Genomic DNA, 15,950 nt, shown 5'->3' with positions numbered 1-15,950 from the left:
CCCACCGAGAGGGACCGTCATGCCCACACTCCGCCGTACCGAGCTCCGACCGGCCCTGGCCCTCGTCGCCGTTGTCGCACTCGGGCTCAGCGCCTGCAGCTCCGACGACTCCGACAGCTCGGGGCCCGAGGCGACCTTCGACACCGACACGACCACCACGCCGGCCGCGACCGGCCCCGTCGACTCCTTCACCTGGTACGGCGACTACCGCAGCCCCGCCACCCTCGACCCGATCAAGGTGGCCGACTATCCCGAGCTCACCGTGATCCCCAACCTGTGCGAGAGCCTGCTCGACACCGGCCCCGGCTACGAGCCGCGCCCCGGACTGGCCTCGGCCTGGGAGCAGGTCGACCCGCGCACCGTCCGGTTCACCCTGCGCGACGACGTGACCTTCTCCGACGGCACGCCGATGACCCGGGAGGACGTGCTGTTCAGTCTCCGGCGCAACCTCGACCCGGCCCTCGCGTCGTCGTACTCGATCCTCTACCAGGGCGTCGCCACGATCGAGCCGTACGGCACGGACCAGGTCGAGGTGACCTTCACCGAGCCGAACGCCGTCTTCCTCAAGGGCATGAACACCCTCGGTGGCGCGATCATCAGCAAGGCGTTCGCCGAGGCGCACCCCGACGACCTCGGCACCCCCGGGACGGGCGTGCTCTGCACCGGTCCGTACGTGCTCGACTCCTGGGACGGGGTCGGCCCGCTGACGCTCGAGCGCAGCCCGGACTACTGGAACAGCGAGCGGAAGCCGCTGGCCGAGCAGGTGCGCTTCGAGTTCCCGGCCGAGGCGAAGGCGCTGGCCAACGCGATCCGCACCGGCGCGGTCGACGGCGGGTTCAACATTCCGGCCGAGGTGATCCCCAGCCTGCGTGAGACGGGCAGCGGCGAGCTGTGGCTCGGCGCCGAGGGCAGCACGCCCCAGAACCTCGACATCATCGTCAGCGACCTGGCCGAGGGGCCCCTGGCCGACCCCGCGGTACGCCGGGCGCTGTCCGGCGCGGTCGACCGGGAGGCACTGGTGCGGACCGCCTTCGCGGGCGCGGCCGACCCGCTGTACGCCGTCGCCGGTCCCGGGCTGTGGGGCTACGCGCAGGAGCGCTACCGGGCGGCGTACGAGGAGATCGAGCAGGCGAGCAAGGACGCCTCCGGAGGCGGCCGGGCAGCCGTCGACCAGGCCGGGCTGAGCGGCGAGCGCCTCACCCTGGCCTATCCGGGCGGCATCGAAATGTACCGGACCACCGCGACGGTCGTGCAGCAGGCCGCCAAGGAGCTGGGCCTCGACATGGAGATCGTCGCGCTGCCGCTGGCCCAGTACTACTCGCTCTTCTCCGACGCGTCGGTGCGTGCCGACTACGACGCCTTCCTCACCATGAACTACACGCAGGTGCAGGAGCCCGCGTTCATGTACGGCTTCATCGGCAACAAGGACGGCAGCCAGAACTACGGCGGCTACGACAACCCGGAGGTCGACCGCCTGCTCCGCGAGGCGTTCGGCGAGCCGGACGACGACGCCCGGGCCGACCTGGTGATCGCCGCCCAGGCGATCCTGACCGAGGAGCTGCCCTGGATCCCGCTCGTGGCGCCGCGGGCCGCGGTCTATCTCGACGAAGGCATCACCGGCGTCCCGCTGACCTTCGCGTACATGGGCACCGCGTGGACGGCGTCGGTCGGCGCACCGTGACCGTCCGGGAGCTGCTGCGCACCGTGGGCGCGATGTGCGTCAGCATCCTCGCGGCCAGCTTCGTCGTGTTCGCGAGTCTCTACGCGGCGCCGGGCGACGCGGAGTCGGTGCTCTTCGGCTCCACCACCCCGACCGACGAGGTGCGCGCGGCGGTCCGGGAGCAGTACCGCCTCGACGATCCCTTCCTGATCCGCTATCTGCACTGGCTCGGCTCGGTCGCGCACGGCGACTTCGGCACCTCCTTCGTCGGCGGCCAGTCGGTCGCGACCCGACTCGGGGCCACCGCTCCCACCACGCTCGCGCTGGTGGGCCTGGCCGGCCTGCTGCTCGTCATGATCGGCATCGCCGTCGGGGTGCCGATGGGTCTGCGCCCCGGCCGACTCGACACCGTGCTGACGACCGTCGTCGCCGTCGTCGCCGGGATCCCGACCTTCGTCTCGGCGACCCTGCTGATCGCGGTCTTCGCCGTGGGCCTGGGCTGGTTCCCGGCGTACGGCGCCGACGGGCTGCGCGGCCTGGTACTCCCCGCCCTCTCGCTGGCCCTGGTCTCCTCGGCCATGCTGGCCCGGGTCACCCGCGCCAGCGTCCGCGCCGAGAGCGGTCGCGAGTACGTCATCACGGCTCGGGCCCGCGGTCTGCCCGCGCGGGTGGTCGTCGCGCGGCATATCCTCCCGAACGCCGCCGGCCCGGTGGTCACCGCGGGCGGGCTGCTGGTGGCGGCGCTGTTCGCGGGCGCGATCGTCGTCGAGAACGCCTTCGGCATCGCCGGTCTCGGCTCGCTGCTGGTCAGCTCCGTCAATCGCCAGGACTTCCCGACCGTGCAGGCGATCAGCCTGCTCCTCGTCGTGGTCTTCGTGGTCACCAACACCCTCGTCGACCTGGCCGCACGCGGCCTCGACCCACGCCAGCGCAGGAGGGCCGCATGACGCTGGCACTCGCCCTCCCCGCCGGGCGGCCGCGCCGGGGCCACGCGCGCGGCGTCCTCGGCCCGGTCGGCTGGATCGCACTGGCGGTCGTGGCCGCGCTGGTCCTGCTCGCCGCCCTCGCTCCCTGGGTCGCGCCCTATCCCGTCGACCAGCAGGACCTCCTGCACCCGTACGCCGGACCGAGCGCCGAGCACTGGCTGGGCACAGACGCGACCGGCCGGGACATCTGGTCCCGGCTGCTGTGGGGTGCCCGGACCAGCCTCGGCGGGCCGGCCCTCGTGGTCGCCCTGAGTCTCACCGTGGGACTGCCGATCGGCCTGAGCGCCGCCTGGCGAGGCGGCCTGCTCGACGCCACCCTGGCGCGGGTGCTCGACGTGATCTTCGCCGTCCCGGGCATCCTGGTCGCCGTCCTGGCGGTGGCCGTCTTCGAGCCGGGCCTCACCCCGGCCGTGATCGCCCTGGCCGTCGCCTACCTGCCCTATGTGGCCCGCACGGCGCGGGCCGCGGCCCGCGCGCAGCGGCACCTGCCCTATGTGGAGGCCCTCGAGCTGCAGGGCATGGGCGGGCTGCGGATCTGCGTGCGGCACACCCTGCCGAACATCCTCGGCGTCGTCCTCGCCCAGGTGCCGGTCGCGTTCGCGCTCGCCCTCGTCGACCTCGCCTCGCTGTCCTTCCTGGGCCTCGCGGTCCAGGCGCCCGCCGCGGACTGGGGCGTCCTCGTCAGCGACACGTCCGCGCTGCTCCAGGGACACCCCGAGCAGGCCGTGTACGCCGGGCTGGCGATCGTGACCACCGTGGTCGCCCTGACCTTCCTCGGCGACCGGCTCACCGAGGGACGCCCGCTCGCCCGTGCCCGCAAGGAGAAGCGATGACGATCCCGCTGCTGGAGGTCGACGAGGTGGTCGTCGAGCTGCCCGGACGGGGCACCGTGCTGCGCGACATCACCCTGGCCATGGCCCCCGGCGAGGCGCTGGGCCTGGTCGGGGAGTCCGGAGCGGGCAAGTCCATGCTGGCCCGCGCGGTGGCCGGCCTGCTCCCCGCCGGTGCCGTCCGGTCGGGCACGATCCGGTTCGATGGAGCACCGCTCGCACGCAGCCGCACCCGCCGCGACGTGCCGCGCCGGCGACTCGGGATGGTCTTCCAGGACGCCCGTGCCCACCTGGACCCGCGCCAGCGGATCGGCGACTTCCTGCTGGAGACGACCGCCCGCCGGGCCCGGTCCGCGCGGCTGCCCGAGGTGCTGGCACTGCTCGACCGGGTCGGTCTCGCCGAGCCCCGCCGGCTGTTGGATCGCCATCCCGACCAGCTGTCCGGAGGGATGCTCCAGCGGATCATGATCGCCTCCGTGGTCCTCGCCGACCCGGCGCTGGTGCTCGCGGACGAGCCGACCACGGCCCTCGACGTCACCACCCAGGCCGAGGTCGTCGCGATCCTCGACGAGCTGCGGCGCGAGCGGGGCACGGGCCTGGTCTTCATCAGTCACGACCTCGACCTCGCCGCCCAGCTGTGCGACCGGATCGCGGTCCTCTACGCCGGAACCGTCCAGGAGGTCGCCGCGGCCGGCGCGCTGGCGGCCGACCCGCGCCATCCCTACACCCGCGCCCTGTTCGCGGCCCGGCCGGACATCGATCGCCGGCTGCCGCGGCTGCCGGCCATCGCCGGGCACCCGGTCGCGGCGTACGAGGCCGGAGCCGGCTGCGCGTTCGCCCCGCGCTGCGACCGGGCCGTCGATGCCTGCCGTACGGCGGTCCCGCCGCTGACCGGCACCCAGCACGCCGTCCGGTGCGTGCGCGAGGGGAGGATCCCGTGCTGACCGTGACCGCGCTCCGCAAGGAGTTCCCCGGCCCCCGCGGCGCGACGACGGTCGCGGTGACCGGTCTCGACCTGCACCTGGAGCGCGCCGAGTGCCTGGCGATCGTCGGCGAGTCGGGGTCGGGCAAGTCGACGACCGCGCGGATGATCGCCGGCCTGCTCCCGCCGACGGCGGGACGGGTGGTCCTCGACGGCCACGATGTCAGTCGGCCGGCCCGGCGCCGCAGCGAACGGCTGCGCCGGGCCCGGCTGCTGCAGATGGTCTTCCAGGATCCCTATGCCTCGCTCGACCCGCGGCAGTCGCCCGGCGACGCCCTGGCCGAGGTGCTCGCGCTGCACGGCGTACGCGACCGGGCGGAGCGGGCCGCGCGGGTGCGCGAGCTGGGCGAGGCCGTCGGGCTGAGCGCCCGGCAACTGGAGAGCCGGCCCGCCGAGCTCTCCGGCGGCCAGCGACAGCGGGTCGCCATCGCCCGCGCGCTGGCGCCGCGGCCCCCGGTGATCATCCTCGACGAGGCCGTCTCCGCGCTGGACGTCTCGATCCAGGCCCAGGTGGTCAACCTGCTCGCCGACGTGCGGGCGGCCACCGGCACGGCCTACCTCTTCATCACCCACGACCTCGCGGTCGTGCGCCAGGTCGCGGACCGGGTGCTGGTGATGAAGGCCGGCGATGTCGTCGAGCAGGGCGCGGTGGCGCAGGTCCTGGACCGGCCGTCGGCGCCCTACACCCAGCGACTGCGGGCGGCCGTGCCGCCCCGGTCCGACGGCGCCCGCCCGGGCACCGTCCCCCACCAGGTTGAAAGGAACAGCCCTCCATGCGCGTCCTCCTGATCGGCGCCGGGGGCGTCGGCGACGCCTTCGTGCGCATCGCCACGACCCGCGACTTCTTCGAGTCCCTCGTCGTCGCCGACCATGACGAGTCCCGCGCCCGCGCGACCGTGGCGAACTGCCGGCCCGGTGCGGAGCCCGACTCCCGGCTCCGGGCGATCCGGCTCGACGCCTCCGACCGGGCCGGCCTGGTCGCCGCGATCCGTGAGCACCGGATCACCCACGTGCTCAACGCGGTCGACCCGCGCTTCGTCGAGGCGATCTTCGACGCCGCCTTCGAGGCCGGCGCGGACTACCTCGACATGGCGATGAGCCTCTCCTCGCCGCACCCCGAGCAGCCGTACGAGCGGTGTGGCGTGATGCTCGGCGACCACCAGTTCGCCCGGGCGGGGGAGTGGGAGGAGGCCGGCCGCCTCGCGCTGGTCGGCATCGGCGTCGAGCCCGGCCTGTCCGACGTCTTCGCGCGCTACGCCGCCGACCACCTGTTCTCGTCGATCGACGAGCTCGGCACCCGGGACGGCTCGAACCTGCAGGTCGCGGGCCACGGCTTCGCCCCGTCGTTCTCGGTCTGGACGACGATCGAGGAGTGCCTCAACCCACCGCTGGTGTGGGAGCGCGAGCGCGGCTGGTTCACCACCGAGCCGTTCTCCGAGCCGGAGGTCTTCGACTTCCCCGGTGGGATCGGGCCGGTCGAGTGCGTCAACGTCGAGCACGAGGAGGTCGTGCTCATGCCGCGGTGGGTCGACGCCGAGCGGGTGACCTTCAAGTACGGCCTGGGCGAGGAGTTCATCGAGGTGCTGCGGGTCCTGCACAAGCTCGGCCTCGACCGTACCGACAAGGTCCGGGTCGGCGACGTCGAGGTCTCGCCGCGCGACGTCGTCGCCGCCTGCCTGCCCGACCCGGCCCGGCTCGGCTCCGCGATGAGCGGGGCCACCTGCGCGGGCCTGTGGGTCATCGGGACGGGCGTCGACGGCAACCCGCGGGAGGTCTACCTCCATCACGTCGTCGACAACGCCTGGAGCATGGACCGGTACGGCACGCAGTGCGTGGTGTGGCAGACCGCGGTCAACCCCGTGGTGGCGCTCGAGCTGCTGGCGACGGGTGCCTGGAAGGGCACCGGCGTCCTGGGCCCGGAGGCATTCGACCCGGTGCCCTTCCTCGAACTGCTGGCCGCGCCCGACGGCTACGACTCCCCGTGGGGCCTCGAGGAGCGGACCCCGCGATGAGTGCCGCCGCGTTCCCGGCCGGTGCGGCGAGCCCCGCCCTGCCCGGGGACCTGCTCGCCACGGCCGCCCGCACACAGCCGGAGGCGGTGGCGCTCGTCCACGACGGCCGCTCGTTCACGTACGCCGACCGGGTCGACCGGGTCGACCGGGTCGCCGGCTGGCTGCAGGAGCACGGCGTCCGGCCCGGCGACCGGGTCACGCTCTACGCCCCCAACAGCGCCGCGTGGGTGCAGGCCTACCACGGCATCCTGCGCGGCGGCGCGGTCGTCAACCCGGTCAACGCCATGCTGACGACCAGCGAGCTGGCCTACGTGCTCCGCGACTGCGACGCCCGGATCCTGTGCACCACGGCCGCGGTGCTGGCCGCGCTCGACGGTGCCGTTCTGAGCCGGCTGTGGGCGGTCATCGTCCTCGACGCGCACTCGGGCGCAGGCGCGGACGGGGACGAGAGTATCGAGGCCGAGGGTGTTGAGATCGTCGCCTTCGACGACGTGGTGGCCTCGGGACAGACCCCGGCGTCGGTCCAGCTCCGGCCCGAGGACCCAGCGGTGATCGGCTACACCTCCGGCACGACCGGGCACCCGAAGGGTGCCGTCCCGTCGCAACGAGCCGTCCTGCTCAACTGGCGGCTCAGCGCCGAAGCGCACGCCAAGACCGTCGCAGACGTCGTCGTCACGGCGCTGCCGCTGCCGCACGTCTACGGCAGCGTGGTCCTCAACGGCACCTTCGGGACCGGCGGGACGGTGGTGCTGATGGGCAGGTTCGCCGCGCGCGCCGCGATGGACCTCGTCGCCGAGTACCGCGCGACCCTCTTCGAGGGCGTGCCCGCGATGTACGCGATGATGCTCGCCGACCCCGCGCTGGACCCGGCCGACCTCGCCACCCTGACCCGCTGCACCGTGGGTGGGCAGACCATGGCGGTCTCCACGATGACCGCCTGGGAGCGGGCCAGCGGCGCGCCGCTCATCGAGCTGTGGGGGATGACCGAGCTCTCCGGCCTGGGCACCACGCACCCGGTCGGGACCGAGCGGGTGCACGGCTCGATCGGCCGGCCGCTCCCGGGGATGGAGGCACGGGTCGCCGACCTCGACCGTCCGGACGTCGAGGCCGCCGTCGACCGGCCCGGCGAGCTCTGGATGCGCGGACCGTTGGTGATGACCGAGTACTTCGGCCGGCCCGACGCCACCGCGGAGGTGCTCGCCGGCGGCTGGCTGCGTACCGGCGACCTGGTCCGCCGCGACGCCGAGGGCAACCTGTGGGTGGTGGATCGCTGTCGCGACCTGATCATCTCGGGCGGCTACAACGTCTACCCGGCCGAGATCGAGCGCGTGCTGTCCGGCCACCCGGCGGTCGCGCTGGTCGCCGTCGGACCGGTTCCGGACGAGGTCAAGGGCGAGGTCGCGCGGGCCTATGTCGTGCTCCGCGACGGACGCCGGGCCACGGAGGAGGAGCTGATCGCCTGCGCCCGGGCCGAGCTGGCGGCGTACAAGACGCCCCGGTCGGTGGTCTTCGTCCCCGCGCTGCCGCAGACGTCGAGCGGCAAGATCATGCGCCGGATGCTCCGCGAGTTGCCGGTCCCCGAGAAGGAGCCCGGCTCGCGGTGATGGCGTTCGCCGCGCTGGCGCCCGGCGGCTGAGGAACCGACCGAAGTAGGGGCCGACCGCGACCGGGGACCGATGTGGCGAGCGCGTCGGGCCACTTGACTGGACGGGTGAGCATCACCCGCGAAGGTCCCGTCGCGCTCTCGGCGCGGGTGCTCGGGCCGGACCTCGCGCGGGGCGGCATGCTGCTGTTCATCGCGCTCGCCAACAGCCACTACTTCCTGACCGGCACGTCCGCCGGAGCGACGATCCGCGGCGGCTTCCCGATGGCGGGCTCGGCCCTCGACTCCGCGGTCACCTGGGTGATCGCGACCTTCGTCGACGGCCGGGCGTTCCCGATGTTCGGCTTCCTGTTCGGCTACGGCGTCGCGCACATCGCCCGCCGTCGCGCGGCGTCGGGAGCCACGGCGCGCGAGGTGCGCGGGCTGCTCCGCCGCCGCGCGGCGGTCCTGATCGCCGTCGGCGTGGTGGACGGCCTGCTGTTCTACGTCGGCGACATCCTCGCGATGTACGGCGTGCTGCTGCTCGTCGGCGTCTTCGCCGTGCGCTGGTCGGACCGCTGGCTGCTGGCGGTGGCCGGCCTCCTCTTCGTCCTCACCGCGCTCCCGTCGGCGAGCTCGTCGTCGGTCGGCACCGACCCGCCCGACGTCGCGATGCTGCCGCCCGACCTCGCGACCCAGCTGGCGGAGCGGCCGGCGGCGGTGGCCGTCGTCGCGCTGCTCGGGCCGATCGGGTTCGCCTGTCCCTACCTCCTCGGCCTGTGGGCCGGGCGGCGCCGGGTGCTCGAGCAGCCCGAGCGCTACCGCCGGCTGCTCACCACCGTCGCCGCCGTCGGCATCACCGTCGCGGTCGCCGGGGCGCAGCCGGTGGCGCTGATGCTGGCGGGGGTGACGCCCGTGCCGTCGGCGGACGTGCTCACGCTGATCGGGCCGCTCCACGACGCGGCGGGCGTCGCCGGCGGTCTCGGCTATGCCGCGCTCATCACGCTGGCCGCGCGGCCGCTCGAGGGGCTGGTGGAGGGCCGTCGCGGCCGGTTGATCGACGCCGTCGCCGCGACCGGTCAGCGGTCGATGACCTGCTACCTCCTGCAGTCGGTGGTGTGGGCGACGGTGTTCACGCCGTACCTCCTCGACCTCGCGGGGACGCTCAGCGTCGCCGCCACGGCGCTGCTGGCGGTCGCGACCTGGGTCGCGTCGGTCGTCGTGGCCGACGCACTGGCCCGCCGCGGGCGTCGGGGACCGTTCGAGGTGCTGGTCCGCCGCGTCACCTACCGCTGAGCGCCGCCGGCCGGAGCCCGCCGGAATCCGCGCCGGGCCGGCCGTGTTACATGACCTCGTGACCGCACCGCCCTCCACCGTCGTCGTGCGGGACACCCGCCTCCAGCGTCTCCTGGTCGTCCTCGGGATCGTGGTGCTGGCCTTCAACCTCCGGCCGGCCGCGTCGAGTGTCGGCCCGCTGCTGGAGGAGATCCGCGCCGGCGTCCCGCTCGGGGACTTCGAGGCCGGGCTGCTCACCACCCTGCCCGTCCTGTGCTTCGCGCTCGTCGGTGGCGCGGCGCCCCGGCTCGCGTCCTGGCTGGGTCTGCACCGGGTCGCGCTGCTCGGTCTGGTCCTGCTCGCCGGCTGCCTGTGGTGGCGCGGTCACGTGCACCAGGGCTGGCTCTTCCTGGTCCTGTCGTTCGCCGCGCTCGCCGGCGCCGCGGCGGCGAACGTGCTGATGCCCTCGCTAGTCAAGCTGCACTTCCCCGGCCGGGTCGGTCTGCTCACCGCGGTCTACACGACGTCGATGGCGATCGGGCTGACCCTCTCCTCCGCCCTCAGCGTGCCGATCGCGGGCACCGGCGGCGACGTCGACTACACCCGGGGACTCGGAGCCTGGGCGGTGACCGCCGCGATCGCGATCCTGCCGTGGATCGGCCTGCTCGGGCACGACCTGCACGAGGGCCGGCGTACCCGCGGCCTCGGCATCACCGCGATCGCCCGCACCCGGCTGGGGTGGGCGATGGCCGTCGCGTTCGGGCTCCAGTCGCTGCAGGCGTACGCCGTCTTCGGCTGGTTCGCGCAGATGTGCCGCGACGCGGGCTACTCCGCGGAGACGGCCGGGGTCCTGCTCGGCGTGGTCACCGGCGCGAGCATCCCGCTGTCGCTGCTCATCCCCATCCTCGCCGGCCGGTTCCGCGACCAGCGCTGGCTGCTCACGGCGCTCATCGTCTGCTACCCGATCGGCTACCTCGGCTTCCTGGCGGCCCCGCGGCCGCTGGGCTGGCTGTGGGCGCTCGCCATCGGCATCGGCTGCAGCACCTTTCCGCTGGTGCTGACCCTGATCGGCCTGCGCAGCCGCACCCCCGAGGGCACCGCCGCGCTCTCCGGGTTCACCCAGTCCTCGGGCTACCTGATCGCCGCCGCCGGCCCGTTCGGCGTGGGCGTGCTGCACGCCATGACCGGGACCTGGACGGTGTCCATCCTGGTCCTGCTGGCGCTGTGCGTGCCGCTCTACCTGTGCGGCCTCTACGCCACCCGCGACCGCTCCATCGAGGACGAGCTGGCCGCCCGCGCCTGACCCGCTCGCGCCGCGACGTCACGCGTCCCGTGGGCCGGAGCCCGCGCGACGGATCACGTCCCGACGGTGATCTGCACAGAACCTGCACACGTCGTCCCCTCCTCCCGGCCCGTCGCGCTCGTAGCCTCGGAGGCATGCCAGCGCAGAGCGTGCAGCGCCGGGTCCTCGTCGTCGAGGACGACCCGGTCATCAACCAGGCCGTCGCCGACCGGCTCCGGGCCGAGGGGTACGACGTCGTGCGGGCCTATGACGGACCGGGCGCGGTCGCCGCGCACGCCGAGCACCAGCCCGACCTGGTGCTGCTCGACGTCATGCTCCCCGGGTACGACGGCCACGAGGTGTGCCGCCGGATCCAGGCCGACCGCCCGGTGCCGGTGCTCATGCTCACCGCCCGCGCGGACGAGGCGGACGTCCTCGTGGGGCTCGGCGTCGGGGCCGACGACTACCTGACCAAGCCGTTCCGGATGCGCGAGCTGGTCGCGCGGGTGGCCGCGCTGCTGCGCCGGGTGGACCGGGCCGCGGAGCTGGCCGGACGACGGGCGCTCGAGCTCGGCGACCTGCGGGTCGACGCGCCGGCGCGCCGGGTGTGGCGCGGCGAGGAGGAGGTGCGGCTGACGCCGACCGAGTTCGACCTGCTGCTGTGCCTCGCCGCCACCCCGGGCGCGGTCGTCACCCGCGAGAAGCTGCTCGCCGAGGTGTGGGGCTGGGACGGCGCGACCGGCACCCGCACCGTCGACAGCCACGTCAAGGGCCTGCGCGCGAAGGTGGGCGCCGACCTGGTGCGCACCGCCCACGGCGTGGGCTACGCGCTGGAGGTGCCGGAGCGGTGAGCGGGCATCCCCCGGTCCCGGGACCCGCGTCGGCGCATCCCGCTCCCCAGCCGCTGGTCGGGGTGCGCTCGATCAAGGTCAAGCTGGGCCTGCTGGTGGCGGCCAGCGCGACGCTCGCCGCCCTCGTCGCGGCGCTCGGCCGGGCGGGCGGCGTCCCCGCCTGGCTGACCATCCCGGTGACCATCGGGCTCGCGCTCGCGCTGACCCAGCTGCTCGCCGTCGGCATGACCTCGCCGCTGCGCCAGATGACCGCCGCCGCGCGCCGGATGGCGAGGGGCGACTACGACGTCCGGGTGCTCGACACCGGGCGGGACGAGGTGGGCGAGCTGGCCCGGGCGTTCAACACCATGGCCCAGGACCTCGCCGGGGTCGACCGCCAGCGCCGGGAGCTGGTCGCGAACGTCAGCCACGAGCTGCGGACGCCGCTCGCCGGGCTGCGGGCCGTCCTGGAGAATGTCGTCGACGGCGTCGTCCCCGACGACTCCACCGTGCTCGCGACCGCGCTGACCCAGGCGGAGCGGATGAGTGGTCTCGTCGAGGACCTGCTCGACCTCGCCCGCGTCGACGCGGGCCGCGCGCCGCTCACGCCCCGACCGGTTCGGATCGCCGAGCTGCTCGACCGATGCGTCGCCGAGGCCGCGGTGCTCGGCCGCGACGTGGAGTACGACGTGCGCGTGACCCCGGCCGACCTCGTCGTGACCGCGGACCCGGCCCGGCTGCACCAGCTGGTCGCCAACCTCCTCGACAACGCCTCCCGGCACAGCCCGGCCGGCGGCACGGTGGTGGTGACCGCCGCGCGGCACGACGGCAGCTACCTCCTCGAGGTCCGCGACGACGGCCCGGGGATCCCGGCCGACGCGCGGGAGCGGGTCTTCGAGGCGTTCGGCACGTTGCGCGACACCGGCGACACAGGTGGCACCGGCCTCGGCCTCGCCATCGCCCGGTGGGTCACCGACCTGCACGGCGGGACCATCGGCTTGCTCGACCCGCCGGCCGGAGCCGTCGGCGCGCGGGTGCGGGTGGAGCTGCCGCTCGAGCCCGCGGCCCGCCCGGCCGCCGTACCCGCATCGGAGGGGGCGGTGCCCGTCCCCACGTCGGGTCCCACGCCGGCCCCCCGCCCCACGCCGCCGCCCCGGCCGGCGCCGGCCCCACCGCCGCCGTCGGTGACCGACGACCTGCTCGGCGGCTTCTGGCCCGAGCGCGACGTTCCCGCCCGCGCCGGACTGCTGCTGGGCGCGCTCGGCACCGGCCTGCTCGGGGCGCTGGTCCTGCCCGAGCGCGCGCTCGGCATCGGCACCGTCGTGGTGCTGCTCGCGGCCGGTGCGGTCGTGCTCGCCGCGAGCAGGGACCGCCACGACCCGTTCACGCTGACCTGCGCCGGGCTGTGCGTGCTCCTGGCCGCGACGGCCGTCGTGCGCGACGCCGAGTGGGTGGTCGTGCTCTGCCTGCTCGCCGGCGCGGTCCTCTGCGTCTGCGGGGTCACCCGCGGGCGCGGCCTCGGCGGGTTCGTGCTCGCCGGACTGATGTGGCCCGTCGCCGGCCTGCGCGGCATGCCCTGGCTGGGCCGCACCATCGCCGCGCTGCCGGTGATCGGCCACGGCGCCGCGGCGCTGCGGACCGTGCTCTGGTCGGCGCTGGGGCTCGTCGTCTTCGGTGCCCTGTTCGCGTCCGCGGACGCCCTGGTCGCCGAGTGGGTCGACGCCCTGCTGCCCGATCTCACCGTCGACACCTTCGTCCTGCGCGGGTTCGTCACGGTGGCCGTCGGCGGGACGGTGCTCGCTGCGGCGTACCTCGCCCTCAACCCGCCGCGGGTCGACCGCGACGTCCCGGCGGCCCGCAGCGTGGCCCGCCGCTACGAGTGGCTGGCGCCGGTCCTCGTCGTGGTCGCCATGTTCGCGGTCTTCCTCGCCGCGCAGGCGACGGTGGTCTTCGGCGGACACGCCTACCTGCGCCGGACGACCGGCCTGACCTACGCGGAGTACGTCCACGAGGGCTTCGCCCAGCTCACCGTCGCCACCGTGCTCACCCTGCTCGTGATCGCGGTCGCCGCCCGCAAGGCGCCGCGCGAGACGCCGTCGGACCGGCTCTGGCTGCGGGTCGGGCTCGGCGCGCTGTGCCTGGAGACCCTCGTCGTGGTCGCGTCGGCGCTCTACCGGATGGACGTCTACCAGGAGGCCTACGGCTTCACCCGGCTGCGGCTGCTCGTTGACGTCTTCGAGGGCTGGCTGGGCGTCCTGGTCCTGGCCGTCGTCGTCAGCGGGATCCGCCTGCGCGGCGCCTGGCTGCCGCGCTTCGCCCTCCTCAGCGGCGCCGCCGGCCTCCTCGCCCTGGCCCTGGTCAACCCGGACGCGTGGATCGCGCGGCACAACCTGGCGCGGTACGACGACACCGGCCGCGTCGACTGGACCTACCTGCGCGAGCTCTCCGACGACGCCGTCCCGGCCCTCGCCGAGCGCACCGGTCGCGACCGGGTCTGTGCGCTGGCCGGGCGGGTCCCCGCCGACGACGACTGGTTGGAGTGGAACCTGGGCCGGGCCCGGGCGGCCGACGCGCTCGACCGCACGGGGACGGTGCCGGGAGGCGCGCCGGCCGGCTGTGCGGATCTCGCCGGGGGCGGGGAAGCGGGGGACGGGGACTAGGTCCCGGTCCGTTCGGCGGAGGCGACCCGGGTCCCGTCCGCGCCCACGCCGCCGCACGCGCCGACGAACCCGCGCAGCAGGTCGAGCGCGTGGGCCTGGGACGGCCAGAGCACCTCGGGATGCCACTGGATCGCGGTGAGCCGGGTCGGGGGGTGCTCGAACGCCTCCACCAGCCCGTCGGGGGCGTAGGCGCTCGGGACCAGGCCGTCGGCGAGCGTGCGGATCCCCTGGTGGTGCTGGCTGTTGACCCCGATCGTGCCGCCGCCGGTCCACGCGGCGAGCGTGGTGCCGGCGACGACCTCGACGTCGTGCAGCGGCTCGCCGAGCGCCTCCTCGCTCTCCCGGTGACGCAGCTCGGAGGGCAGGTCGCGGCCCAGGTCGACGTGGAGGGTCCCGCCGCGCGCGACGTTGACGAGCTGGGCGCCGCGACAGATCGCGAGCACGGGCAGGCCGCGGGCGACGGCCGTGTCGAGGGCGGCGATCTCGGCGTCGTCCCGGTGCGGGTTGACCCCGCGCAGCAGCGGGTCGGCCGGGTCGCCGCCGTACCGGCGGGCGTCGACGTCGCCGCCGCCGCTGATGACGAGGCCGTCGAGGCGCGCGACCAGGTCGGCGATGTGCGGCTGCGGGTCGCGGCAGTCGATCGCCAGCGGCACACCGCCCGCCGCGACGACGCCGCGGAACATGCTGCGCCACAGCAGGAACTCCGCGAGCTCGGCGGAGCTGTAGGTGATGCCGATGAGGGGCCGGTCGAGGGGCGGGGTGGTCACGGGGTCTCCAAGTGCGGGTTCGGTCGGGGTGCGGTCCGGATGCTCAGAACACCGACCATCCGGCGAGGCGCGCGAACTCCTCGATGGCGGCGACGGCGCCGGTGGAGTTGCCGGTGCGGTCCAGCCGCGGGCTCCACACGCAGATCGCGCCGACCCCGGGGAGGACGGCCACGACGCCCCCGCCGATCCCGCTCTTGGCGGGCAGCCCGACCCGGTAGGCGATGTCGCCGGCGGCGCCGTACATCCCGGCGGTCAGGAGCACGGCGTTGACCCGTCGTACGGCGCCGGCGTCGAGGGGCCCGCGTCGGCCGGTGCGGTCGGCGAGGAGCAGCGCGGCCCGGGCGACGGCGAGCGCGGACGCGGTGATCGAGCACTGCTCGAAGTACTGCGCGAGCACGGTGTCCACGCCGTGCAGCAGGCGGCCGTGCTCGGCCAGCACGTGCGCGATGGCCCGGTTGCGGTGGTCGTGGGCGGCCTCGGAGAGCGCGACCCGCCGGTCGCGGCGGACGTGCTCGCCGCCGAGGTCGCGGAGGAGGTCCGTGACGGCTCCGGCGGCATCGCCGGTGTGGTGGAGCAGCCGGTCGGTGACCACGAGGGCACCGGCGTTGACGAACGGGTTGCGCGGACGCCCGGCGTGCGCCTCGAGCTCGGAGACCGAGCCGTAGCCGGCGTCCGAGGCGTCCCAGCCGACGTGCTCCCAGGCCGTCGGCTCCTCGCGGAGCAGGGCGCAGAGCGCGAAGAGCTTGGTGACGCTCTGCAGCGAGAACGGCTGCTCGGCGTCGCCGACCCGGATCTCGGTCCCGTCGAGGAGCGCCACCGCGAGACCGAACCGGTCGGGATCGACCCGGCCGAGCTCGGGGATCTGCGCCGACACCTCGCCGGCGACGGCGGCGGCACGGCCACGCTCGGCGGCCGCGTGCGCGTGGGCGACCAGCTCGTCGCCGGACCGCTCCGTCGTGCTCGGGCTCTCGGCCACGCCACAGGTGCTCACGATCGTCGTCCTCCTCCTCGTCCTCCGCCCGCGCCGAGCGTAGGGGAGACATAAGGACTAGTCAATAGACCTTTTGGTGGCCCGTTTCGCCGG

At 74.7% G+C, this 15,950-nt stretch carries 13 protein-coding genes; 11 read left to right on the top strand and 2 right to left on the bottom strand.

All coding sequences use genetic code 11. The features are described 5' to 3' along the window. Window positions 1-19 precede the first annotated feature (19 nt). The 11 genes from ACPZVR_RS21625 (at window position 20) to ACPZVR_RS21575 (ending at window position 14,099) form a co-directional block, all read left to right on the top strand. Window positions 20-1,681: an ABC transporter substrate-binding protein gene (locus ACPZVR_RS21625; protein WP_436701758.1), complete on the top strand. Its 1,662-nt coding sequence runs from the start codon at window positions 20-22 to the stop codon at window positions 1,679-1,681. Further along, complete coding sequence (locus ACPZVR_RS21620) at window positions 1,654-2,607, top strand: ABC transporter permease (protein WP_436701757.1); 954 nt, start codon at window positions 1,654-1,656, stop codon at window positions 2,605-2,607. Before ACPZVR_RS21625 ends, ACPZVR_RS21620 begins: the two co-directional genes overlap by 28 nt. Continuing rightward, window positions 2,604-3,479, top strand: a complete 876-nt coding sequence (locus ACPZVR_RS21615; protein WP_436701756.1) for an ABC transporter permease — start codon at window positions 2,604-2,606, stop codon at window positions 3,477-3,479. The genes ACPZVR_RS21620 and ACPZVR_RS21615 overlap by 4 nt, the downstream gene beginning before the upstream one ends. Continuing rightward, a complete protein-coding gene (locus tag ACPZVR_RS21610) occupies window positions 3,476-4,420 on the top strand; it encodes an ABC transporter ATP-binding protein (RefSeq protein WP_436701755.1) in 945 nt (314 codons plus the stop codon). Before ACPZVR_RS21615 ends, ACPZVR_RS21610 begins: the two co-directional genes overlap by 4 nt. After that, window positions 4,414-5,247: an ABC transporter ATP-binding protein gene (locus tag ACPZVR_RS21605; RefSeq protein WP_436701754.1), complete on the top strand. Its 834-nt coding sequence runs from the start codon at window positions 4,414-4,416 to the stop codon at window positions 5,245-5,247. Before ACPZVR_RS21610 ends, ACPZVR_RS21605 begins: the two co-directional genes overlap by 7 nt. Next, complete coding sequence (locus ACPZVR_RS21600) at window positions 5,232-6,470, top strand: saccharopine dehydrogenase family protein (protein WP_436701753.1); 1,239 nt, start codon at window positions 5,232-5,234, stop codon at window positions 6,468-6,470. Before ACPZVR_RS21605 ends, ACPZVR_RS21600 begins: the two co-directional genes overlap by 16 nt. Then, a complete protein-coding gene (locus ACPZVR_RS21595; protein WP_436701752.1) occupies window positions 6,467-8,074 on the top strand; it encodes a class I adenylate-forming enzyme family protein in 1,608 nt (535 codons plus the stop codon). The genes ACPZVR_RS21600 and ACPZVR_RS21595 overlap by 4 nt, the downstream gene beginning before the upstream one ends. A gap of 107 nt (window positions 8,075-8,181) precedes the next feature. After that, on the top strand, window positions 8,182-9,348 hold the full coding sequence (locus tag ACPZVR_RS21590) for a DUF418 domain-containing protein (RefSeq protein ID WP_436701751.1): 1,167 nt from the start codon (window positions 8,182-8,184) through the stop codon (window positions 9,346-9,348). Window positions 9,349-9,406: 58 nt separating this feature from the next. Next, complete coding sequence (locus ACPZVR_RS21585; protein ID WP_436701750.1) at window positions 9,407-10,630, top strand: CynX/NimT family MFS transporter; 1,224 nt, start codon at window positions 9,407-9,409, stop codon at window positions 10,628-10,630. A gap of 134 nt (window positions 10,631-10,764) precedes the next feature. Beyond that, a complete protein-coding gene (locus tag ACPZVR_RS21580; RefSeq protein WP_436701749.1) occupies window positions 10,765-11,460 on the top strand; it encodes a response regulator in 696 nt (231 codons plus the stop codon). Further along, the gene (locus ACPZVR_RS21575) at window positions 11,457-14,099 is read left to right on the top strand and encodes a DUF4153 domain-containing protein (protein ID WP_436701748.1); all 2,643 of its coding nucleotides are present in this window, start codon (window positions 11,457-11,459) and stop codon (window positions 14,097-14,099) included. The genes ACPZVR_RS21580 and ACPZVR_RS21575 overlap by 4 nt, the downstream gene beginning before the upstream one ends. Here ACPZVR_RS21575 and ACPZVR_RS21570 read toward each other — a convergent pair. Beyond that, the gene (locus ACPZVR_RS21570) at window positions 14,096-14,866 is read right to left on the bottom strand and encodes a gamma-glutamyl-gamma-aminobutyrate hydrolase family protein (RefSeq protein ID WP_436701747.1); all 771 of its coding nucleotides are present in this window, start codon (window positions 14,864-14,866) and stop codon (window positions 14,096-14,098) included. The genes ACPZVR_RS21575 and ACPZVR_RS21570 overlap by 4 nt on opposite strands. A 43-nt stretch (window positions 14,867-14,909) precedes the next feature. Beyond that, window positions 14,910-15,857, bottom strand: coding sequence for a glutaminase A (glsA, locus tag ACPZVR_RS21565; protein ID WP_436701746.1), 948 nt, complete (start codon window positions 15,855-15,857; stop codon window positions 14,910-14,912). Between the last annotated feature and the right edge of the window lie 93 nt (window positions 15,858-15,950).

Origin of the sequence: Nocardioides segetis, assembly GCF_051390595.1 — a bacterium.
In the GTDB taxonomy this organism is placed as follows: Bacteria; Actinomycetota; Actinomycetes; order Propionibacteriales; family Nocardioidaceae; genus Nocardioides.
This window is presented reverse-complemented; position numbering and strand designations above follow the sequence as displayed.

Excerpts from the sequence above, each read along its gene's own strand:
- ACPZVR_RS21625 (WP_436701758.1), top strand. The coding sequence starts at position 20 with ATGCCCACACTCCGCCGTACCGAGCTCCGACCGGCCCTGGCCCTCGTC.
- ACPZVR_RS21615 (WP_436701756.1), top strand. The coding sequence starts at position 2,604 with ATGACGCTGGCACTCGCCCTCCCCGCCGGGCGGCCGCGCCGGGGCCAC.
- ACPZVR_RS21610 (WP_436701755.1), top strand. The coding sequence starts at position 3,476 with ATGACGATCCCGCTGCTGGAGGTCGACGAGGTGGTCGTCGAGCTGCCC.
- ACPZVR_RS21600 (WP_436701753.1), top strand. The coding sequence starts at position 5,232 with ATGCGCGTCCTCCTGATCGGCGCCGGGGGCGTCGGCGACGCCTTCGTG.
- ACPZVR_RS21595 (WP_436701752.1), top strand. The coding sequence starts at position 6,467 with ATGAGTGCCGCCGCGTTCCCGGCCGGTGCGGCGAGCCCCGCCCTGCCC.
- ACPZVR_RS21580 (WP_436701749.1), top strand. The coding sequence starts at position 10,765 with ATGCCAGCGCAGAGCGTGCAGCGCCGGGTCCTCGTCGTCGAGGACGAC.